Origin of the sequence: Streptomyces sp. NPDC051051 (assembly GCF_040682975.1) — a bacterium.
GTDB lineage: Bacteria > Actinomycetota > Actinomycetes > Streptomycetales > Streptomycetaceae > Streptomyces.
In genome coordinates this window covers 1-20,016 of sequence record NZ_JBFBCB010000036.1, presented here as the reverse complement: position 1 = coordinate 20,016, position 20,016 = coordinate 1, and the positions used below count along the sequence as shown (strand labels likewise).

The window sequence follows — 20,016 nt, the reverse complement described above, 5'->3', positions numbered from 1 at the left end:
ATGCTGCTCGAAGTGCGCGACCTGCACGTGGAGTTCCGCACCCGCGACGGGATCGCCAAGGCCGTCAACGGCGTCACCTACGGCGTCGACGCGGGCGAGACCCTCGCCGTGCTGGGGGAGTCCGGCTCCGGCAAGTCCGTCACCGCCCAGGCCGTCATGGGCATCCTGGACGTCCCGCCCGGCCGGATCACCGGAGGGGAGATCCTCTTCCAGGACCGGGACCTGCTGACCCTCAAGGAGGAGGAGCGCCGCAAGGTCCGGGGCGCCGGGATGGCGATGATCTTCCAGGACGCGCTGTCCTCGCTCAACCCCGTGCTCCCCGTGGGCGACCAGCTCGGCGAGATGTTCGTCGTGCACCGCGGCATGTCGAGGAAGGACGCCCGCGCCAAGGCCGTCGAGCTGATGGACCGGGTCCGCATCCCGGCGGCGAAGGAACGGGTCCGGCAGTACCCGCACCAGTTCTCCGGCGGCATGCGCCAGCGCATCATGATCGCGATGGCGATGGCCCTGGAACCCGCGCTGATCATCGCGGACGAGCCGACCACCGCGCTCGACGTCACCGTCCAGGCCCAGGTCATGGACCTGCTCGCGGAGCTGCAGCGCGAGCTGCGCATGGGGCTCATCCTGATCACCCACGACCTCGGCGTGGTCGCCGACGTCGCCGACCGCATCGCCGTGATGTACGCGGGCCGGATCGTGGAGTCGGCGCCCGTCCACGACATCTACAAGGCGCCCGCCCACCCCTACACCCGCGGCCTGCTCGACTCCATCCCGCGCCTGGACCAGAAGGGCCGGGAGCTGTACGCCATCAAGGGCCTGCCGCCCAACCTCATGCACATCCCGCCGGGCTGCGCCTTCCACCCGCGCTGCCCGATGGCCCAGGACGTGTGCCGCACCGACGAGCCGCCGCTGTACGAGGTGGACGAGGAGCGCGGCAGCGCCTGCCACTTCTGGAGGGAGTGCCTGCATGGCCAGTACCCCGGCTGACACGACCGCCCCGGTCCCCGCGGCGGCCGAGCCGATCCTCGAGGTGACCGGGCTCGTCAAGCACTACCCGCTCACCCGGGGCATCCTCTTCAAGAAGCAGGTCGGCGCGGTCAAGGCCGTCGACGGCGTCGACTTCACCCTCCGCCGCGGCGAGACCCTCGGCATCGTGGGGGAGTCCGGCTGCGGCAAGTCCACGGTCGCCAAGATGCTGGTCAACCTGGAGAGGCCGACGGGCGGGACGATCCGCTACAAGGGCGACGACATCACCAAACTGTCGGGGAAGGCCCTGCGGGCGGTCCGCCGCAACATCCAGATGGTCTTCCAGGACCCGTACACCTCCCTCAACCCCCGCATGACGGTGGGCGACATCATCGGGGAGCCGTACGAGATCCATCCCGAGGTGGCGCCCAAGGGCGATCGGCGCAGGAAGGTCCAGGACCTGCTGGACGTGGTCGGCCTCAACCCCGAGTACATCAACCGCTACCCGCACCAGTTCTCCGGCGGCCAGCGCCAGCGCATCGGCATCGCGCGGGGGCTCGCCCTGCGCCCCGAGGTGATCGTCGCCGACGAGCCGGTGTCCGCGCTCGACGTGTCCGTGCAGGCACAGGTCATCAACCTGCTGGCGGGTCTCCAGAGCGAGTTCGACCTCTCGTACGTCTTCATCGCGCACGACCTGTCGATCGTCCGGCACATCTCCGACCGGGTCGGGGTGATGTACCTCGGACGGATCGTGGAGACCGGCCGGGACGCCGAGATCTACGACCACCCCACCCACCCGTACACCCAGGCGCTGCTCTCCGCGGTGCCCGTGCCGGACCCGGAGGCGCGTGAGCACCGGGAGCGGATCATCCTCTCCGGGGACGTGCCCTCGCCGACGAACATCCCCTCCGGCTGCCGCTTCCGCACCCGCTGCTGGAAGGCGCGGGAACGGTGCGCCGTGGAGGTGCCGGCCCTCGCCGTCCCGGCGGAGTTCCGCCGCACCGGCGGCCCCGCGGCCCACGACTCCGCCTGCCACTTCGCGGAGGAGAAGCAGGTGGTGCCGCCCGAGGAAACCCGCGAAGATCATGGAAGCGAGGGGGCGTAGGCGCACATTTGCGCCGCAATCGCGTTAACACGCAGGCAACTTGGCCGACGCGTTTCCGATATACGGACGCGTCAGGCTGAACAGCGTACGGCCGTGCGGGTGCCGTGAACGGGCCGGGAGCGCCATGTCTCCCGGCCCGTTTTTTGCGCCTGAGCCGGCGCCGCTCTCGCGGAGGCGGCTGGGGCCTCGTCGTGGTTCCTCAATCGCTGGTTGCGGCGCTCTGCGGGGAGTCGCTCTCGCGCAGCCCCAGAGCGCGCCGCAGGAAGTCCAGTTGGAGGCGGAGCAGGTTCTCGGCGACCGTCTCCTGGGGGGTCATGTGCGTCACGCCGGCCAGCGGCAGGACCTCGTGCGGGCGGCCGGCGGCGAGCAGGGCCGAGGAGAGCCGCAGGGAGTGGGCGACCACCACGTTGTCGTCGGCGAGGCCGTGGATGATCATCATCGGGCGGGCCGGTTCGGCGGCGTCGACCAGTCCCGCGTCGTCCACCAGTGAGTTCCGCCGGTAGACCTCCGGCTGCTGCCCGGGGTGTCCGAGGTAGCGCTCCTGGTAGTGCGTGTCGTACAGGCGCAGGTCGGTGACCGGGGCGCCGACCACCGCCGCGTGGAACACGTCCGGGCGGCGCAGCACCGCGAGGGCCGCCAGGTAACCGCCGAAGGACCAGCCGCGGACGGCGACCCGGCTCAGATCGAGCGGGAAGTCGGCGGCGAGCGCCTGGAGGGCGTCGACCTGGTCCTGGAGCACGACGGCCGCCAGATCGTCCCTGACCGCCTTCTCCCAGGCAGGTGAGCGCCCCGGAGTGCCCCGGCCGTCGGCGACGACCACCGCGAACCCCTGGTCGGCGAACCACTGCGAGGTGAGGTGGGCGTTGTGCGCGGCGAGCACCCTGGCCCCGTGCGGGCCGCCGTAGGGGTCCAGCAGGACCGGGAGCGAGGTGTCACCGGGGTAGTCCGTAGGCATAAGCACGGCGCACGGGATTCGCCGTGCGCCCCCCTGGGTGAGTGTCACGCGGGGCGAGAGGCCGGGATCCTCCGCGTACGACCGGACCGTGACCGCCGGCGCCCGCCCTCCCGTCGGCGAGACCTTCGTTTCCTTCCGGTCGCCGTTCCGCAGCACCCGCACCCGGCTCCCGGGCCGGTCCAGGGTCGCCGAGACCAGGACGGTCACGCCGCCGGCCCGCACCGCCGAGTGCACGCCGGGCTCGTCGGACACGCGTTCCACGCCGAGTTCGTTGACGCGGTAGACGTGCACCTCGCCGATCTCGGGGCTCTCCGCCGACTCGCCGGCCGAGGCCGAGACCAGCACGTCGTCGGCCGTCACGTCCAGCACCGCGCGGACCTGCAACTGCGCTCCGGTCAGCGGACGTTCGCCGACCGCGAGGACCCGCGCACCGCCCTCGTCGGCGATGCGCACCAGCTGCCCGGAGGGGCTCCAGCAGGGCACTCCGGGGAAAAGATCAAGCCAAATCGGGTCTTCGTCGGCGTGCACCATCCGGGTCGCCCCGGAGGTGGTGTCGACCGCCAGGTACAGCTGACTGCGCTGGTCGCGCGCCTGTACGAGCAGCAGCGGAGCACCCGCCGCTGACCAGTGCACTCGCGCCAGATAGGGGTAGCGCGCCCGGTCCCAGACGACCTCCGTGCGCACCCCATCGAGGTCGAGCACGAACAACCGCACGTCGGCGTTGGCCGTCCCGGCAGCCGGATACGCGACGTGTTGTGGGTCACGTTTCGGCTGGGCCGGATCGGAGATCCACCACCGCTCCACCGGCGTGTCGTCCACCCTCGCCACCAGCAGCCGGTCGGACTCCGGGGCCCACCAGAACCCCCGCGAACGGCCCATCTCCTCCGCCGCGATGAACTCGGCCAATCCGTACGAAACCCTCTCCGACTCCGGTTCGGCGAGCGCCACGTCGCCCTCGCCCTCGGCGCCCACGACCCGCAGGGCGCCCCGCGCGACGTACGCGACGAGCCGCCCGTCGGGGGAGGGACGAGGGTCGATCACCGGCCCGGGAACGCGGATCCCGCGCGCCGTACCGGCGCGCAGCTCAGCCGTGAAGAGCCGCCCCGACAAGGTGAAAGACGCCAGCTCGACGGCCGCGTCGGTGGCGTACCCGACGATCCCGGCGCCCCCTTCGCGGCTGCGCTCGCGGCGCGCCCGTTCCTCGGGCGAGAGGGCCTCCGGGGCGCCGCCGAGGAGGGCGCGCGGGTCCGCGACCACGCGCTCCCGGCCGTCCGCCGGGTCGAGGACCCACAGCGCGTTGCTGCGGTCGTCACCGGCGAAGGAGCGCAGGAACGCGACACGGGAGCCGTCGGGCGCCACCGTGAACGAACGCGGCGCGCCGAGCGTGAACCGCTGGGTCCGGGCGTGCCGGCGGGGGAAGGAGTCGGACTCGGTCGTCATGCCCCGACCATATTGGCCATGCGCCCCCTTGTGCGGCTGTGCGCCGAGAGATGCGCACGTACCCACAGTTATGATCACTAGCGCTGTGTGGGTATGAACCTGCTGGCTGATGTATGGATTTACAGGTTCCCTAGCTTTGTCGTCCCCCACGTAACCGGGTACTTGGAGGTGAGCCGCCGTGGCACTCTCGATTTCGGCGGTGGTGCTGCTGGCGATCATCGTCTTCTTGTTGATCAAGAAGTCCGGACTGAAGGGCGGTCACGCGGTTGTCTGCATCCTGCTCGGCTTCTACCTCGCCTCCTCCACGATGGCGGGGACGATCAACGACCTGACGACGAGCGTCGCGAGCATGATCGGCAGCATCAAGTTCTGACCGGCGTGACCCTGCGTCCGTGTATGCGTCTGCCCCTGCGGCACGGATGCATGCCCGCCTCGTAGGGTTGCCCCATGACGGAACTGCCAGCCCGGCGTCTGCTGCTGGTGCACGCGCACCCGGACGACGAGTCGATCAACAACGGCGCGACCATGGCCAGGTACGCGGCCGAGGGTGCCCGGGTGGCTCTGGTCACCTGCACCCTCGGTGAGCGTGGCGAGGTCATCCCGCCGCAGCTGCGGCACCTCACCGGTGCCGCCCTCGGCGAGTGGCGCCTGCGCGAACTCACCGCCGCCGTGGGCGAACTGGGCGTCGGCGACGTCCGGCTGCTCGGCGGCGCCGGGCGGTACACCGACTCCGGGATGATGGGCCTGCCCGACAACGACGACGCCACCGCCTTCTGGCAGGCCGACGTCGACGCCGCCGCCGGATCGCTGGTCGAGGTGATCCTCGCCCTGCGCCCCCAGGTCCTCGTCACCTACGACGACCTGGGCGGCTACGGCCACCCCGACCACATCCAGGCCCACCGCGTCGCCATGCGGGCCGTCGAGCTGGCCGACCGGGCCGGCTGGAGCGTGCCCAAGGTGTACTGGAACCGCGTCCCGCGTTCCGTCGCCGAGGCCGCCTTCGCCCGGCTCGGGCAGGAGCTGCCCGGCCTGCCCTTCGACAGGAGCGCCGCCGTGGCGGACGTACCCGGTGTCGTGGACGACGAGCGGATCACCACCGAGATCGACGGCGGCGCGTACGCCACCGCCAAGGCCGCCGCGATGCGCGCGCACGCCACCCAGATCGAGGTCGCCCCCGACGGCAGGCACTTCGCGCTCTCCAACGAACTGGCCCAGCCCCTGTTCACCACCGAGTACTACGAACTCGTCCGCGGGCGGCGGCCCCGGGAGCGGGAGACCGACCTGTTCGCCGGTGTCGACGGTGCCGGTGTCGAGGAGGCACTCTGATGCCCGACCACGGTTCCCTGCTCGCCCAGCCCCTCCAACGGCCCCCCGCCGCACGGATCGCCGCCTACCTCGGGCTCCTGCTGCTCGGCGCGCTCACCGCGCTGGCCGGGGCGCTCCTGCAGGCCGGCTGGTTCCCCGGCGGGCTGCTGCTCGCGCTCGCGGGCGCCGCCGGGTTGTTCCTCGGCGGCGCACGGGCCGTCGGCAGCCGGGCCGGGGCCGTCGCGCCCGCTGTCGGCTGGATGATCACCGTCGTCCTGCTCACCGCCGGTCGCCCCGAGGGCGACTTCCTGTTCGGCGCGGGAGGCGGTTCCTACCTCTTCCTGCTCGGCGGCATGGCACTCGCTGTGATCTGCGCCACCATCGGCTGGGGGCGGCAACCGGTCGGCGACGGCGTCCGACTTGGCAAGTGACGTACCACTTCGCCGCGGCAAGGGCGTGCGAGTCCCGTGACGTTTTCGACGGCGGTCATGGGATACCGGCCAGAAGTGGCCAGTATGGTGGTGCGCGCCGCCGAGCTGCCCGTGAGGTCGTGGCGGGCGGCGGAGCCAACCTGGAGAACCTGCCTTGAGTCGTGAAACTGACAGTCCGTCCTCCGGGCCCAACGGGTCCAACGGGCGCGGCGGAGCCGCATACCCCTCGGGCACGCCGCCCTACGGCACCCCGATGGTGTCCGACGGCGGCCCGGACGCGGGCCGTTCGGCCGCACGGCCGGAGGAACGCAAGACCGAGACCACGCTGACGACCCGGATCCGGATCAACATCCCCGGGTCGCGGCCCATCCCGCCGGTCGTCGTGCGCAAGCCCGTCAACGACGCGGACGACGCAGGCGACGACGGCGGTGCCGACGCGCAGGGCGCGGGCCCCTCCGGCGCCGCGGGCGGCGCCCCCACGGCGGGGGCCGCCGGACGGCCGGGAGCCGGCGGCAGCGCCGAGGCACCCGGCGACCACGCGCCGACGGCCGAGGAGAAGACGCCCAGCGACTGGTTCGCACCCCGCAAGTCCGGTCCCGCCAGGGCCGGTCAGGGCAGTGGCCCCGCCAACGGCGGCGACCCGGCGCCCGCTTCGGGTCCCGGCGCCCCCTCCGCCCCGCCCGCGCCCGGCGTGGGCGCCGGTGCGCCCGGCGGCGTGCGTCCGGGGGCCGGGCGGCCCGGCGGTGCGCCCGGCTCCCCGAGCGCACCGGGCGCCGCCCGTTCCGGCGGCACCAACGGCGCCGGCATGTCCGGCGCCACCGGCGGTCCGGTGGCCCCCGGGCACGGCGGCGGCACCGGCTCCTTCGACGTCACCGAGGCGCTCGCCGCGGGTCCCCTCGGCAACGGCACCCGTCCCACGCAGGGCGGCGGTCCCACGCAGGGCGGTGGTCCAATACAGGGCGGCCCGGCGCAGGGCGGCGGCCCCGAGCCGCGCCGCGACGACCTGCCGTACTTCGCCGGAAACGGAAACGGGAGCGGGAACGGGAGCGGCCAGGTCGGCTATCCCGGCCCGAGCGGACCGGCCGCCGACGCCGGCGGCCCCGGTGCCGCCTACGACTTCAGCGGACCGGAAGGCCCCGCCGGCCGTGCCGGCCGGGGCGGCCCGCAGGGCCCCGCCGGGCCCACCGGCGGCCCGGTGACCGGCGACGGCCCGATGGTGCCGCCGATGAACGGCGGAGCCCCCGGCGCGGCTCCGGGCTCCGCCGCGGCCGCCGTCCGCCACCCCGGCGGCGGCCTCAGCGACGACACCGCGATCCTCACCCCGCAGCAGCCGTTCTCCGAGCCCGGCCCCGGCGGCTACGGCCGGCACGACAACGTCTCCGGACAGACCGTCACCAGCGGTATCCCGGTCGTCCCCGCGACCGGTCAGGGCCCCGGGCCGGGCGGACCGTTCGCACCCGGCGGCCACCCCGACGGGCCGCTGCCGCACACCCCGCCGCAGGCGCCCGAGCCCGTCGCGCAGAACGCGCCCGCGGCCGGCTCGAAGCAGAAAAAGAAGAAGAAGGGCCGCAGCAAGCTGGTCCTGCTCGGCAGCCTGGTGGTGGTCGCCGCGGCCGGCGCCTACGGAGCCGGACTGCTGATGAACCACTCCGACGTGCCCAAGGGCACCACCGTGCTCGGCGTGGACATCGGCGGCGGCACCCGCGACGACGCCGTCAAGAAGCTCGACGACGCCTTCGAGGGCCGGGTGAACCAGGCGCTGAAGCTGTCCGTGGACGGCGGCACCGTCACCCTCAAGCCGGAGCAGGCGGGCCTGCAGTTCGACATGCAGTCCACCGTCGACGCGGCCGCCAAGAGCGACTACAACCCCGTCTCGGTGATCGGCTCGCTGTTCGGCGAGCACCGCGAGATCGAGCCCGTCATGCCGGTCGACGAGGAGAAGCTCCAGGCGGCCCTGAAGAACGCCGCGAGCGGCTCCGGCTCGGCCACCGACGGCACGATCAAGTTCGAGTCCGGCAAGGCCGTCGCCGTCTACGGCAAGGCCGGCAAGGGCATCGACGCGGCCAAGGCCCAGACGGCCGTCGTGGAGGCCTACCGCGGCCAGGTCGAGACCGGCACGCCCACCGCGGTGAAGGTCCCGACGACGACGAAGCAGCCGACGGTGCCCGACGCCGAGGTCGACCGGATGATGAAGGAGTTCGCCGAACCGGCGATGTCCGGCAACGTCACGGTCCAGACCGACGCCGCGCACTCCGTGCCGATGAGCCCGAAGAACTCCCTGTGGAAGTTCCTGGGCGTCAAGGCCATCGACGGCAAACTCGTCGAGAGCTACGACGAGGCCGCGCTGGAGGAGCTGTACGGCGGCGCCTTCGACGGTGTCCTCATCACCCGCGGCACCGGCCAGAAGACGCCCGTCACGGTCCAGGACGTGATCAGCGCCCTGCGCCCGGCCCTGACGAGCACGACGGACCGGCTCGCGGTCATCGACACCGACCCGAGCTGACGCGCGGCGGGCACTTCCGCCCGAGGGCACCCGGCGCCGTCCGCGCCGGGTGCCCTCGGTGTTCACCGGCCGGGCCGCCCGGCGCCTGCGGCCCGCCGCCCGTCGCGTGGTGCCTGCGGCCCGCCGCCCGCCGCCCGCTGCCCACCGCCTGCCGCATGACATCTGTCATACGGCACACCGGACGGCCGGCACTGCCGCCCGCGCCGCCCCGACGGCGAAGATCGACGCATGACGACGACAACACCGGTGGTCACCTTCGACCGGGTGACCAAGGGCTACGGGGACGTACGGGCGGTGGACGGGCTCGGCCTCGCCCTGCACGCGGGAGAGACCGTGGCGCTGCTGGGGCCCAACGGAGCAGGCAAGTCCACCACCCTGGACCTCCTCCTCGGCCTCAAGCAGGCCGACAGCGGCACGGTCCGCGTGTTCGGCACCAGCCCCCGCGAGGCGATCGTCGCCGGTCGGGTGGGAGCCATGCTCCAGAGCGGCGGACTGATGGACGAGGTGACCGTCGCCGAACTGGTCGCGCTCGCCTGCGCCCTGCACCCGCGGCCGTACCGGGCCGCGGACGTCCTGGCCCGTGCCGGCATCACCAGGATCGCCGACCGCAAGGTGGACAAGCTCTCCGGCGGCCAGGCCCAGCGCGTCCGGTTCGCCCTCGCCACCGCCGGCGACAGCGACCTGATCGTCCTGGACGAGCCCACCACCGGAATGGACGTCACCACCCGCCGGGCGTTCTGGGACACCATGCGCGAACAGGCGGACCAGGGCCGCACGGTGCTGTTCGCCACGCACTACCTGGAGGAGGCCGACGCGATCGCCGACCGCGTCGTCGTGCTGCACCGCGGCCGTCTGCTGGCCGACGGCACGGCCGCCGAGATCAAGGCGAAGGCCGGCGCCCGTCGTGTCTCCTTCGACCTGGACGGCGAGACCCCGGCGACCTCGACGACCGGCGGGATCGACGAGAGCGCCCTGCGGAAGCTGCCGTTCCTCACCGCCCTCACGGTCACCGGCCGCACCGTCCGCATCCAGTCCACCGACGCCGACGCCACCGTCCACGCGCTGTACGGACTCGGCCTGTACCCCCGCAACCTGGAGGTCGCTGGCCTCGGCCTGGAGCAGGCCTTCGTCGCCCTCACCGCCGCCGAGGAGGCACGCACCGCATGAACGCCCTGATCAGGCTCGAACTCGTCCGCGCCCTGCGCAACCGCAAGTTCCTGTTCTTCTCGGTGGTCTACCCCTCGGTGCTCTTCCTGCTGATCGCGGGCAGCGCCGACGCCACCGCGGAGGTCGGCGGCACCGGCCTGACCCTGCCGACCTACATGATGGTCTCCATGGCCTCTTTCGGCGCCCTGACGGCCGTCCTGATGGGCAACAGCGAACGCATAGCCAAGGAGCGCCAGAGCGGCTGGGTACGGCAGTTGCGGCTGACCCCGCTGCCGGGCCGCGGGTACGTCCTCGCCAAGACCGCGAGCGCCGCCGTCGTCAGTCTGCCGTCCGTCGTCGTGGTCTTCGTCGTCGCCGCGGCGGTGAAGGACGTACGCCTGGACGCCTGGCAGTGGTTCGCCCTCACCGGCGCGATATGGGCGGGCAGCCTCGTCTTCGCCGCCCTCGGCGTCGCGCTCGGGTACCTCGCGAGCGGGGACGCGGTCCGCCCGATCACGATGATCACCTACTTCGGGCTGTCGATCCTCGGCGGCCTGTGGATGCCGACGACCACCTTCCCCGGCTGGCTCCAGGACGTCGCCCGCTGGGTCCCCACCCACGCCTACGCCGCCCTGGGACAGGCGATCGAGCAGAACCGGGCGCCGCACGTCCAGGACGTCGCCGTCCTCGCCGCCTTCTTCGTCCTGTTCACGGGCGGCGCGGCGTGGCTGTACCGGAAGGACACCACGAAGGCGTGAGCGGCGTCGGCCTCGGGCAGCGCCCGGAGAATCGCAGACAACGGGTCGTCAAGTCCCTGTGGACCGGGATCTGGTTGGTGTACCTGAGTGCTCCCGTCACCGACCTGCTGCACGGCGGGCACGGCACGGGTGTGCGGGTCCTCGGCTGGATCGGCCTCGCCGCCTTCGTCGTCTGGTACATGGTGCTGGTCTTCCGCACCGGCCGCGGCGAACACAACCGCCTGGTGCTCGGCTCGCTGGGCGTCCTCGCCGCCCAGTCCACGCTCCTCGCGCTCACCCTGGGCCGCGAGTGGCTGGTCCTCTTCGTCTACGTGTCGATCGCGTCCGGCGCCGCCCTGCCGCTGCGGCTCGCCCGCTGGACCATCCCGGCCGCGTCCGCGCTGATGGCCGCGATCGCCTTCGCGGTGCCGGACGGCCGGGCCTACCTGGCCGGACTGCTCATCCCGGCCCTCCTGGGAGGCTTCGCCATGACCGGTGTACGCGAACTCGTCCGCACCACGATCGCGCTGCGCGAGGCCCGCGCCACCGTCGCCCAGCTCGCCGCCAACGAGGAGCGGCTGCGCCTCGCCCGCGACCTGCACGACCTGCTCGGCCACTCCCTCTCCCTGATCACTCTCAAGAGCGAACTCGCCGGCCGGATGCTCCCCGACCACCCCGACAAGGCCGCCCAGCAGGTAGCCGACATCGAGCAGGTCAGCCGCCAGGCCCTGGTCGACGTCCGGGAGGCCGTCACCGGCTACCGCCGCCCGCGCCTCGCCGCCGAACTGGCGGGAGCACGAGCCGCGTTGACGGCGGCCGGCATCGTCGCCGAGATCCCCTCCCCGCCCGATCTCGACGGCGTCCCCGAGGACAGCGAGTCGGCCCTGGCCTGGGCCCTGCGCGAGGCCGTCACCAACGTCGTACGGCACAGCGGCGCCCGGCGCTGCACGGTCGAGGTGCTGCGCCGCCGGACCCTCGACGGACCCGTCCTGGAGCTGTCCGTGGAGGACAACGGCCGCGGCGGCCCCGGCACGGTCCCCGCGGCGACCCCCGGCAACGGCCTCACGGGCCTGACCGAACGCCTGGAGAAGACGGGCGGCACGCTGGAGGCGGGCGGCTCCAGGAGCGGCTTCCGGCTCACCGCGCGCGTCCCGGTGACCGACGTAGGATCCGGCTCATGACCCGCACGATCAAGGTCCTCCTCGCCGAGGACCAGTCGATGGTCCGCGAGGCGCTCGCCGCCCTGCTGGGCCTGGAGGACGACATCGAGGTGGTCGTCCAGGTGGCCCGCGGCGACGAGGTGCTCACGGCGGCGCGGGCCCACGACGTGGACGTGGCCCTCCTCGACATCGAGATGCCGGGCGCGACGGGCATCGAGGCGGCGGCCCTGCTGCACCGCGAACTCCCCGCGGTGAAACTGGTCGTCCTCACCACCTTCGGCCGCCCCGGCTACCTCCGCAGCGCCATGGAGGCGGGCGCCGACGCCTTCCTCGTCAAGGACGCCCCCGCGGCCCAGCTGGCGCAGGCGGTCCGCAAGGTCCTGGCCGGCGAACGCGTCATCGACCCCACCCTCGCGGCGGCGGCCCTCGCGGAGGGCGCCAACCCCCTGACGGACCGCGAGCGCGAGGTGCTCCGGGCAGCGGCGGACGGCTCCACCAACGCCGAGCTGGCGGCGGCCCTGCACCTGTCCCAGGGCACGGTCCGCAACTACCTGTCGACGGCGATCCAGAAGCTGGCGGTGCGCAACAGGGCGGAGGCGGTGCGCACGGCGAGGGAGAAGGGCTGGCTCTGAACGGGGGCGGCCGGGGACTCAGTTCAGCAGGGCCCGCGCTCCCCGGGCCTCCTGCCGGACCCGCTCCGCCAGCGCCTCGTCCACCACCTCCACCAGCGCCGCGTACTCCTCCATCTCCTCCGCCCCCCGTACGAACTCCCCGCGACTCACCAGCAGCTGTCCCCGCTCGTACCGCAGCCGGGCGGGGTGGGACGGCAGCAGCAGCCCCAGCTCCACCGCCCACAGCGCCACGTCCGACCGCTCCGGCCGGAGCGCGGCCCACGCCCGGATGTTGTCGAGGATCCGCCGTACGACGTCCAGCGTCTCGGCCGGTTCCAGCATCGAGGGCTCCAGCGGGGCCCCCGTCGCCCCCGTCACCAGCAGCTCGGCATCGCGCCCCGTCAGCACCCGGCCCCCGTCGAACGGATCGACGAGCACCTGCTCCTGCAAAGGACCGAAGCCGACCACGAAGTGCCCCGGCAGGGCGACGCCGTACACCGGCGCCCCGGCCCGCCGCGCCACCTCGATCCACACCACGGACAGCAGGATGGGCAGCCCCCGCCGCCGCTCCAGCACCCGATGCAGCAGGGACGACTCCAGCCGCTCGTAGTCCGCCGCGGAGCCGCCGAAACCGAGCCGTTCACCGAGCAGTTCGCGCAGCGCGACCGCCCACGCGAGCGGCCCGCCCGGCCGGAACGGCACCCGACCCGCCAGCGAGTCCAGGTCGACCTGCGCGCCGTCCAGCCCGGCCTCGTCCAGCGTCGGGTCCGCCGCCGCCCCCACCAGCAGGCACAGCAGCGACAGATCGGGCCGCTCGGACCGCGCCTCCTCGGCGAACCGGCGCCGCAGCTCCGCGCGCTCGAGTCCCGTCACGGCGTACCCGCCTCCGGCTCCCGGTAGTGGTGGTAGGCGTGATGCGCCCCGAACCCCGTTCCGGCGTACAGCGCCCGCGCTCCCGCGTTGTCCTCCTCGACCTGGAGCCAGGCCGCCGACGCGCCCTCCTCCAGCGCCCGCCGCGCCAGCGCGGCCATGACGACCGTCGCCAGCCCCCGCCGCCGCTGCGCCGGATCGACCTCGACCGCCGCGAACCCGGCCCACCGCCCGTCCACGACACACCGCCCGACGGCCGCGGGAACAGCCCCCTCGCCCGGCACGGACGCGAACCACACCGACGGCCCCGACCCCAGCACCTTCAGCGCCACCTCGCCGACCCCCTTGCGCCGGTACCGGGCCAGCCAGGCCTCGTCGGCCTCCCGCGCCAGCACCACCCGGCCGGCCTCCGCCTCCGCCCGGTCGGCGACCGGCGCCAGTGCCCCGGTCCACAGCTCGGCGGTCACCTCACGCACCCACCCGCGCCGCTCCAGCTCGGCGCACAGCAGCTCCTGGGTGCCCTCGGCCCCGGTCGCGGTCTGCAGGTAGGCGGGCAGGCCCCGCTCGCCGTACCAGCGCCGTACGGCGTCCAGGGCCCCGTCGAGGGGCAGGCCCGGGTCGCCCAGCGGCAGCACGGAGTTGGCGCGCCGGGTGAAGCCGGAGGCGGCGCGCAGCTCCCACTCGCCGAGCCGCTCGCTCTCCACGGGCCGCCAGGCCCGCGCGGAGACCCGGGCGAGTTCCTCGTAGGAGGCGGCCGGTCCCCGGCGGCGGGCCGGAGCGGCCGGCACGACCTTCCCGGCGACCAGGGAGGACTCCGCGATGCGGACGCTCTCGCCACTCTTCCGTGTGATCAGCAGCACACCGCTGTCCCATGATGTGAGAACACCCACCGTGTCGGTGAATTTCCCCCCGGTGGCTCCAGCCTCGCTCAAGCGCCGCACGGAGACACGTTTGCCCACGTCAGCGGCGGTGATGCGAACCTCGAGACGTCCGGCGGCCGAGATTTCCACAGGTCGGTCCACCCCTCCTGTTCGGATCAGTGCCAAGAACGGAGATACTAGGGGCGGGCATCGACGACGCCGCGCTCCCGCGCGCCAGGCGGCGGAGCCTGGGGAGGCCCGCCAGCGCCCTATCGAGGAGGAACGACAGCGTGACCTACGTCATCGCGCAGCCTTGTGTCGACGTGAAGGACAAGGCGTGCATCGAGGAGTGCCCGGTCGACTGCATCTACGAGGGCCAGCGGTCCTTGTACATCCACCCGGACGAATGCGTCGACTGCGGTGCCTGTGAGCCGGTCTGCCCGGTCGAGGCGATCTTCTACGAGGACGACACTCCGGAGGAGTGGAAGGACTACTACAAGGCGAACGTCGAGTTCTTCGACGAGCTGGGCTCGCCCGGCGGCGCCAGCAAGCTGGGTCTGATCGAGCGCGACCACCCCTTCATCGCCGCGCTGCCGCCGCAGGCCGGGTAACCGGGCGAGCGGCCCGCTTCATCGCGCCGCCTCGGTCCCGTACGGCCTGATCGCCCTGATCGCCGTACGGGACCGAGGCGTTTGCCGTGTTCGCCGCAGGCCGCGGCCGCAGGCCGCAACCGTCATGGGCCGTATCCGTCAGAGAGCGAGCTGAGAACCGTGTCCGCAGTTTCCGACCGTCTTCCCACCTTCCCCTGGGACAAGCTGGAGCCGTACAAGAAGACGGCCGAGGCGCACCCCGGCGGGATCGTCGACCTCTCCGTCGGCACCCCGGTCGACCCGGTCCCCGAGCTGATCCAGAAGGCGCTGATCGACGCGGCGGACTCCCCGGGATACCCGACGGTCTGGGGCACCCCGGCGCTGCGGGACGCGATCACCGGCTGGCTGGAGCGGCGTCTGGGCGCCCGCGGGGTCACCCACCGACACGTCCTGCCGATCGTCGGCTCCAAGGAACTGGTCGCCTGGCTCCCCACCCAGCTGGGCCTCGGTCCCGGCGACAGGGTCGCCTTCCCGCGCCTGGCGTACCCGACGTACGAGGTCGGCGCCCGCCTGGCCCGCGCCGCGTACGAGGCCTACGACGACCCGACCGCGCTGGACCCCACCGGCCTCAGGCTCCTCTGGCTGAACTCCCCGTCCAACCCGACCGGCAGGGTCCTGTCCAAGACCGAGCTGACCCGGACCGTGGCCTGGGCCCGCGAGCACGGCATCCTGCTCTTCTCCGACGAGTGCTACCTCGAACTGGGCTGGGAGGCCGACCCCGTCTCCGTCCTCCACCCGGACGTCAACGGCGGCTCCTACGACGGGATCGTCTCGGTCCACTCCCTGTCGAAGCGCTCCAACCTGGCCGGCTACCGCGCCGCCTTCCTGGCCGGTGACCCGGCGTTGCTCGCCCCGCTCCTGGAGATCCGCAAGCACGGCGGCATGATGACGTCGGCGCCCACCCAGGCGGCGGTCGTGGCGGCCCTCTCCGACGACGCCCACGTCCGCGAGCAGCGCGAACGCTACGCCGCCCGCCGCACCCTCCTGCGCGAGGCCCTCCTCGCCCACGGCTTCCGCATCGACCACAGCGAGGCCAGCCTCTACCTCTGGGCCACGAGGGACGAGTCCTGCTGGGACACGGTGTCCCGGCTGGCGGAGCGGGGCGTCCTGGTGGCCCCCGGGGACTTCTACGGCCCGGCGGGCGCCCGGCACGTACGCGTGGCCCTGACGGCGACGGACGAGCGGGTGCGGGCGGCGGTGGAACGGCTGGCCTGACGCGGTCCCCGCCGCGGGCGGTCGTTCCGCCGGGGCGGCGAGCTCCGCGGAACGGACCACTGCCGGGCGGGCACCCGCACACACGGGCGGCGGGGCCCGGGGAGACCCCTGGACCCCGCCGCCGCGGAAGCCGGTGCTCAGCCGAGCGGCAGGCCCTTGGCCGGCAGCGTCCCCGCCCCCGGCAGCCCGCCGTGCGTCAGCGAGTCCGTCGGCAGCCCACCCTTGGCGGCCGTGGACGTGGTGTCCCCGAGGAGGTCCCCGGCGGAGCCCGCCGCGGAGCCGGCGGCCCGACCGGCGGCCTTCTGCGCCGCCGGAGTCACCTTCTTCACGGCCTTGCCACCGGTCTTGCCCGCGACCGGCACCGCCTGCTCGACCGCCTCGCCGCCGGCCTCGCCCGCGGTCCCGGTGACGTTCTGAGCCGCGCTGTCGACCGTGTTGCCGACGCTCGCCCCGTCCAGGGCGGTCAGGCCGCCGAGGTTCGGGGTGGCGGGCAGGTCGGGGGCAGCGCTGGCGGAGCCGGCCGCACCGACACCGGCAGCAGCTCCCGCGGCGACGAGCAGTGCGGCACGGGCGATCCTGCGGGTCAGGGGGAGGGACATGATGCTCCTTCGACGGGAGAGAACAAGAACGGTCTGTGACATCTGTCCGGGCCCGGACGCAGTGACTACCGCTCGAACCCCGCGAAGGTTGCGGACGCCCGACGTAAAGAGTTGGCAATGCGTCGCATAATCAGATCTGGATAAAAGCGGGCGAAAACCGCCCGATGTGAAAGTCCGCAAAACCCGTCGAGCCCAGTGGTGCCAAGGCGTGGGGCGACCTCGGCGGTGACGGCGCGAAAACCCGAGCGCCCCGCCGTCCGGTGCCCCGCGTGTCACCCGCCGGGGGGTAAGCCCGCACTACTGCGCGGTGACGATCCGTACGCTCCCGGTGCCGCCGCCCGCGCCCGCGCCCGTGGCGCCGGCGGCCTCGGTCGAGCCGGTGGCCCGCCAGGTGCTGCCGGTGTGCCCGGCGACCCATTCCCGGCCGGCGTAGGTGACGCGCTCGATGCGCAGCGCGGAGGCGTTGGCGACCGCCCAGTGCGCGAGCTGCCAGCCGCGCTCGGCGGCCTCGCGCCCGTCCGCTGCGGTCTGCCCGGCCACGGGCAGCGTCACGGTCCGCCCGCCGGTCTCGGCGACCGGCGGGGCCCCGTCGGCGGCGGACGCCTGCACGCCGCCCACCTCGGCGCCCGCCTGCTGGAGCGCGTCGCGCCCGAAGTCCCGCACGAGGGCGGCGCGGACCGCGTCCGGACCGGTGGCCGTCGCTGCCGCCGTCGCGGCGGCCGGGCGGCCGTCGCAGGTCAGCGAGGCCGCGGAGGTCCCGGTGAGCGCGGCGGCCAGCAGGGCCGCGTCCGGCTCGTGCTTGGCGTACGCCTCGGGGTAGCCGCTGCGCTGCACGCGCTGCGCGGCGACGGTGAGCGGCAGTTCGGTGTAGTCGGGGACCTTGGCGAGGTGCTCGTAGAAGATGTTCGCCGCGTAGGCCGGGTCCGTCACCTCCTGGGCGCTGCCCCAGCCCTGCGAGGGCCGCTGCTGGAAGAGGCCGAGCGAATCCCGGTCGCCGTGGTCGAGGTTGCGCAGCGCCGACTCCTGGAGCGCGGTCGCCAGCGCGATGGTCACGGCCCGCCGGGGCATGTTCCGGTTGGTGCCGACGGCGGCGATGGTGGCCGCGTTCACCGCCTGCTCCGGTGTGAACTCGTACGCCGCCGCCGTCTCCGCGGAAACCACTCTGCACCCTGGGGCTCCGGCGCCACCGGTGACGTACTGGACCACGACGTAACCCGCGACGGCGGACAGGACCACGCAGGCCGCCCCGCATCGCAGGAGGCGGCCGCGGCGCTTGGGGGAGGCTGACGGCTCTGGCACGCGTACAAGGTACTGGAGAGTACGGAAACCGGGGAGGCCACCGGGAAAGGTGGGTCCGGGCGGGCGGAGCGGTCGGCGCGTTAGGGTCGACGGCATGGCCGAGACCCCGCTTGACCTCACGCTGGACGCCGCCCTGCTCACCGCGCAGCTCGTCGACCTCCCCTCCGAGAGCGGCACGGAGAAGCCGCTCGCGGACGCCGTCGAGGCGGCCCTGCGCGCGCTGCCGCACCTCACCGTCGACCGGTACGGCAACAACGTGATCGCCCGCACCCGCCTCGGCCGTCCGGAGCGGGTGATCCTCGCCGGCCACCTCGACACCGTCCCGATCGCCGGCAACGTGCCGTCCCGGCTGGACGCGGACGGCGTCCTGTGGGGCTGCGGCACCTGCGACATGAAGGCCGGCGTCGCCGTCCAGCTCCGCATCGCCGCGACGGTCCCCGCGCCCAACCGCGACCTGACCTTCGTCTTCTACGACAACGAGGAGGTCGCCGCCGACCTCAACGGGCTGAGGCACGTCGCCGAGGCGCACCCGGAGTGGCTGGAGGGCGACTTCGCCGTGCTCCTGGAGCCGTCCGACGGCCAGGTCGAGGGCGGCTGCCAGGGCACCCTGCGGGTCCTGCTGAAGACCGCCGGCGAGCGGGCGCACTCCGCGCGCGGCTGGATGGGCTCCAATGCGATCCACGCCGCCGCCCCGATCCTGGCCCGCCTCGCCTCGTACGAGCCGCGCCACCCGGTGATCGACGGCCTGGAGTACCGCGAGGGCCTCAACGCGGTCGGCATCACCGGCGGAGTGGCCGGCAACGTCATCCCCGACGAGTGCGTCGTGACCGTCAACTTCCGCTACGCGCCCGACCGTACGCCCGAGGAGGCCATCGCCCACGTCCGCGAGGTGTTCGCCGGCTGCGGGGTGGCGGAGTTCGTCGTCGACGACCACAGCGGGGCGGCCCTGCCCGGCCTCTCGCACCCCGCCGCGGCGGCCTTCATCGAGGCGGTGGGCGGCACCCCGCAGCCCAAGTACGGCTGGACGGACGTCTCCCGCTTCTCGGCGCTCGGCGTCCCCGCCGTCAACTACGGCCCGGGCAACCCGCACTTGGCGCACAGGCGGGACGAGCGCGTGGAGACCGCGAAGATCCTGGCAGGGGAGGAGCGGCTGCGGGCCTGGCTGACCGCGTGATCACGGGGCATCCGTGCCCGGGGACGCTTCGCGGCGGACACGCCGACGTCCCCCGCCCGTAACCCGCGTAGATCTACGCTGAGGTGGAACGACTGCAAGCGGAGGGAGTTCACATGGCTACAGGCAACCCGGAGGGCAAGCGGCGGCCACCGGAGGAACAGCGCCTGGGACCGGTCCTCCGGCGACGGGATCAGGTGCAGACGAGCACCACCGACCAGCGGCTGCTGGACGAGCGCGCGCCCTCCGACTGGGTCCACACCGACCCCTGGCGGGTCCTGCGCATCCAGTCCGAGTTCATCGAGGGCTTCGGCACCCTCGCCGAACTCCCCCCCGCCATCAGCGTCTTCGGCTCCGCCCGGACGGCGGTGGCCTCCCCCGAGTACGAGGCGGGCGTGCGGCTCGGACGCGCGCTGGTCGAGGCCGGCTGGGCGGTCATCACCGGCGGCGGCCCCGGCGCCATGGAGGCGGCCAACAGGGGTGCCAGCGAGGCGGGCGGCGTCTCGGTGGGCCTCGGCATCGAACTGCCCTTCGAGCAGGGTCTGAACCCCTACGTCGACATCGGCCTGAACTTCCGGTACTTCTTCGTCCGCAAGATGATGTTCGTGAAGTACGCGCAGGGCTTCGTCGTCCTGCCCGGCGGTCTCGGCACCCTGGACGAACTCTTCGAGGCCCTCACCCTCGTCCAGACCCAGAAGGTCACGCGCTTCCCGATCGTCCTCTTCGGCACGGAGTACTGGGGCGGCCTGGTCGACTGGCTGGAGAACACCCTGATCGCCCAGGGCAAGGCCTCGGAGAAGGACCTCCTCCTCTTCCACGTCACGGACGACGTGGCGGAAGCGGTGGCCCTGGTCTCGAAGGAGACGAGCCGTTAGGGCGTGTTTCGAAAGCCCCGTCTGCCCGGCGACGCCTGGCACGCACGCTCGCCGCGTTGTCGGGGTCGCCCCGATACAACCAGTATCGGGCCGCCCCCCCCCCGGCGGAAGCAACCCA

19 protein-coding genes are annotated in these 20,016 nt (G+C 73.3%); 14 read left to right on the top strand and 5 right to left on the bottom strand.

Going from position 1 to position 20,016, the window contains the following annotated elements:
• Nucleotides 1-987 carry an ABC transporter ATP-binding protein gene (locus tag AB0N31_RS25055; RefSeq protein ID WP_366060657.1) on the top strand — a complete coding sequence of 329 codons (987 nt, stop codon included), beginning with the start codon at nt 1-3 and terminating at the stop codon, nt 985-987.
• Nucleotides 968-2,071 carry a dipeptide ABC transporter ATP-binding protein gene (locus tag AB0N31_RS25050; RefSeq protein WP_366060656.1) on the top strand — a complete coding sequence of 368 codons (1,104 nt, stop codon included), beginning with the start codon at nt 968-970 and terminating at the stop codon, nt 2,069-2,071. The genes AB0N31_RS25055 and AB0N31_RS25050 overlap by 20 nt, the downstream gene beginning before the upstream one ends.
• Before the next feature lie 199 nt (nt 2,072-2,270).
• On the opposite strand, the gene AB0N31_RS25045 is transcribed toward AB0N31_RS25050, so the two are convergent.
• A complete protein-coding gene (locus AB0N31_RS25045; protein WP_366060655.1) occupies nt 2,271-4,466 on the bottom strand; it encodes a prolyl oligopeptidase family serine peptidase in 2,196 nt (731 codons plus the stop codon).
• Between the two features lie 178 nt (nt 4,467-4,644).
• Between AB0N31_RS25045 and AB0N31_RS25040 the strand changes: the two genes are divergently transcribed.
• The 8 genes from AB0N31_RS25040 to AB0N31_RS25005 all read left to right on the top strand — a co-directional run bounded on the left by AB0N31_RS25040 (nt 4,645) and on the right by AB0N31_RS25005 (nt 12,380).
• Nucleotides 4,645-4,839, top strand: a complete 195-nt coding sequence (locus AB0N31_RS25040) for a hypothetical protein (protein ID WP_030783885.1) — start codon at nt 4,645-4,647, stop codon at nt 4,837-4,839.
• Nucleotides 4,840-4,913: 74 nt separating this feature from the next.
• Nucleotides 4,914-5,792, top strand: coding sequence for an N-acetyl-1-D-myo-inositol-2-amino-2-deoxy-alpha-D-glucopyranoside deacetylase (gene mshB, locus AB0N31_RS25035; RefSeq protein ID WP_366060654.1), 879 nt, complete (start codon nt 4,914-4,916; stop codon nt 5,790-5,792).
• Nucleotides 5,792-6,202 (top strand): DUF6113 family protein, encoded by a 411-nt coding sequence (locus AB0N31_RS25030; RefSeq protein ID WP_366060653.1) that lies wholly within the window; start codon nt 5,792-5,794, stop codon nt 6,200-6,202. The genes mshB and AB0N31_RS25030 overlap by 1 nt, the downstream gene beginning before the upstream one ends.
• A gap of 154 nt (nt 6,203-6,356) precedes the next feature.
• The gene (locus tag AB0N31_RS25025; RefSeq protein ID WP_366060652.1) at nt 6,357-8,705 is read left to right on the top strand and encodes a hypothetical protein; all 2,349 of its coding nucleotides are present in this window, start codon (nt 6,357-6,359) and stop codon (nt 8,703-8,705) included.
• 228 nt (nt 8,706-8,933) lie between these two features.
• Complete coding sequence (locus AB0N31_RS25020; RefSeq protein ID WP_366060651.1) at nt 8,934-9,872, top strand: ABC transporter ATP-binding protein; 939 nt, start codon at nt 8,934-8,936, stop codon at nt 9,870-9,872.
• Entirely contained in the window at nt 9,869-10,609 is a 741-nt protein-coding gene (locus tag AB0N31_RS25015) for an ABC transporter permease (RefSeq protein WP_366060650.1), read from the top strand. Before AB0N31_RS25020 ends, AB0N31_RS25015 begins: the two co-directional genes overlap by 4 nt.
• The gene (locus AB0N31_RS25010) at nt 10,606-11,769 is read left to right on the top strand and encodes a sensor histidine kinase (protein WP_366060649.1); all 1,164 of its coding nucleotides are present in this window, start codon (nt 10,606-10,608) and stop codon (nt 11,767-11,769) included. Before AB0N31_RS25015 ends, AB0N31_RS25010 begins: the two co-directional genes overlap by 4 nt.
• Nucleotides 11,766-12,380 carry a response regulator transcription factor gene (locus tag AB0N31_RS25005; RefSeq protein ID WP_366060648.1) on the top strand — a complete coding sequence of 205 codons (615 nt, stop codon included), beginning with the start codon at nt 11,766-11,768 and terminating at the stop codon, nt 12,378-12,380. The genes AB0N31_RS25010 and AB0N31_RS25005 overlap by 4 nt, the downstream gene beginning before the upstream one ends.
• An 18-nt stretch (nt 12,381-12,398) precedes the next feature.
• Here AB0N31_RS25005 and AB0N31_RS25000 read toward each other — a convergent pair whose 3' ends face one another.
• Nucleotides 12,399-13,232, bottom strand: coding sequence for a transglutaminase-like domain-containing protein (locus AB0N31_RS25000; RefSeq protein ID WP_366060647.1), 834 nt, complete (start codon nt 13,230-13,232; stop codon nt 12,399-12,401).
• Nucleotides 13,229-14,239 carry a GNAT family N-acetyltransferase gene (locus tag AB0N31_RS24995; protein ID WP_366060646.1) on the bottom strand — a complete coding sequence of 337 codons (1,011 nt, stop codon included), beginning with the start codon at nt 14,237-14,239 and terminating at the stop codon, nt 13,229-13,231. Before AB0N31_RS24995 ends, AB0N31_RS25000 begins: the two co-directional genes overlap by 4 nt.
• Before the next feature lie 140 nt (nt 14,240-14,379).
• On the opposite strand from AB0N31_RS24995, the gene fdxA reads away from it, so the two are divergent.
• Nucleotides 14,380-14,700, top strand: coding sequence for a ferredoxin (fdxA, locus tag AB0N31_RS24990; RefSeq protein WP_130443832.1), 321 nt, complete (start codon nt 14,380-14,382; stop codon nt 14,698-14,700).
• Nucleotides 14,701-14,859: 159 nt separating this feature from the next.
• Nucleotides 14,860-15,954, top strand: a complete 1,095-nt coding sequence (locus AB0N31_RS24985; protein ID WP_366060645.1) for a bifunctional succinyldiaminopimelate transaminase/glutamate-prephenate aminotransferase — start codon at nt 14,860-14,862, stop codon at nt 15,952-15,954.
• Between the two features lie 137 nt (nt 15,955-16,091).
• Here AB0N31_RS24985 and AB0N31_RS24980 read toward each other — a convergent pair whose 3' ends face one another.
• A complete protein-coding gene (locus tag AB0N31_RS24980; protein ID WP_366060644.1) occupies nt 16,092-16,553 on the bottom strand; it encodes an ATP-binding protein in 462 nt (153 codons plus the stop codon).
• A 297-nt stretch (nt 16,554-16,850) separates the two neighbouring features.
• Entirely contained in the window at nt 16,851-17,852 is a 1,002-nt protein-coding gene (locus tag AB0N31_RS24975; protein WP_366060643.1) for a heavy metal transporter, read from the bottom strand.
• 94 nt (nt 17,853-17,946) lie between these two features.
• On the opposite strand from AB0N31_RS24975, the gene dapE reads away from it, so the two are divergent.
• Nucleotides 17,947-19,026: a succinyl-diaminopimelate desuccinylase gene (dapE, locus tag AB0N31_RS24970; protein WP_366060642.1), complete on the top strand. Its 1,080-nt coding sequence runs from the start codon at nt 17,947-17,949 to the stop codon at nt 19,024-19,026.
• A gap of 113 nt (nt 19,027-19,139) precedes the next feature.
• The gene (locus tag AB0N31_RS24965) at nt 19,140-19,898 is read left to right on the top strand and encodes a TIGR00730 family Rossman fold protein (RefSeq protein ID WP_366060641.1); all 759 of its coding nucleotides are present in this window, start codon (nt 19,140-19,142) and stop codon (nt 19,896-19,898) included.
• Nucleotides 19,899-20,016: the final 118 nt, after the last annotated feature.

Coding starts and splice junctions, on each gene's coding strand:
- AB0N31_RS25055 (WP_366060657.1), top strand. CDS start 1: ATGCTGCTCGAAGTGCGCGACCTGCACGTGGAGTTCCGCACCCGCGAC.
- AB0N31_RS25050 (WP_366060656.1), top strand. CDS start 968: ATGGCCAGTACCCCGGCTGACACGACCGCCCCGGTCCCCGCGGCGGCC.
- AB0N31_RS25045 (WP_366060655.1), bottom strand. CDS start 4,466: ATGACGACCGAGTCCGACTCCTTCCCCCGCCGGCACGCCCGGACCCAG.
- mshB (WP_366060654.1), top strand. CDS start 4,914: ATGACGGAACTGCCAGCCCGGCGTCTGCTGCTGGTGCACGCGCACCCG.
- AB0N31_RS25030 (WP_366060653.1), top strand. CDS start 5,792: ATGCCCGACCACGGTTCCCTGCTCGCCCAGCCCCTCCAACGGCCCCCC.
- AB0N31_RS25020 (WP_366060651.1), top strand. CDS start 8,934: ATGACGACGACAACACCGGTGGTCACCTTCGACCGGGTGACCAAGGGC.
- AB0N31_RS25015 (WP_366060650.1), top strand. CDS start 9,869: ATGAACGCCCTGATCAGGCTCGAACTCGTCCGCGCCCTGCGCAACCGC.
- AB0N31_RS25005 (WP_366060648.1), top strand. CDS start 11,766: ATGACCCGCACGATCAAGGTCCTCCTCGCCGAGGACCAGTCGATGGTC.
- AB0N31_RS24980 (WP_366060644.1), bottom strand. CDS start 16,553: ATGTCCCTCCCCCTGACCCGCAGGATCGCCCGTGCCGCACTGCTCGTC.
- dapE (WP_366060642.1), top strand. CDS start 17,947: ATGGCCGAGACCCCGCTTGACCTCACGCTGGACGCCGCCCTGCTCACC.
- AB0N31_RS24965 (WP_366060641.1), top strand. CDS start 19,140: ATGGCTACAGGCAACCCGGAGGGCAAGCGGCGGCCACCGGAGGAACAG.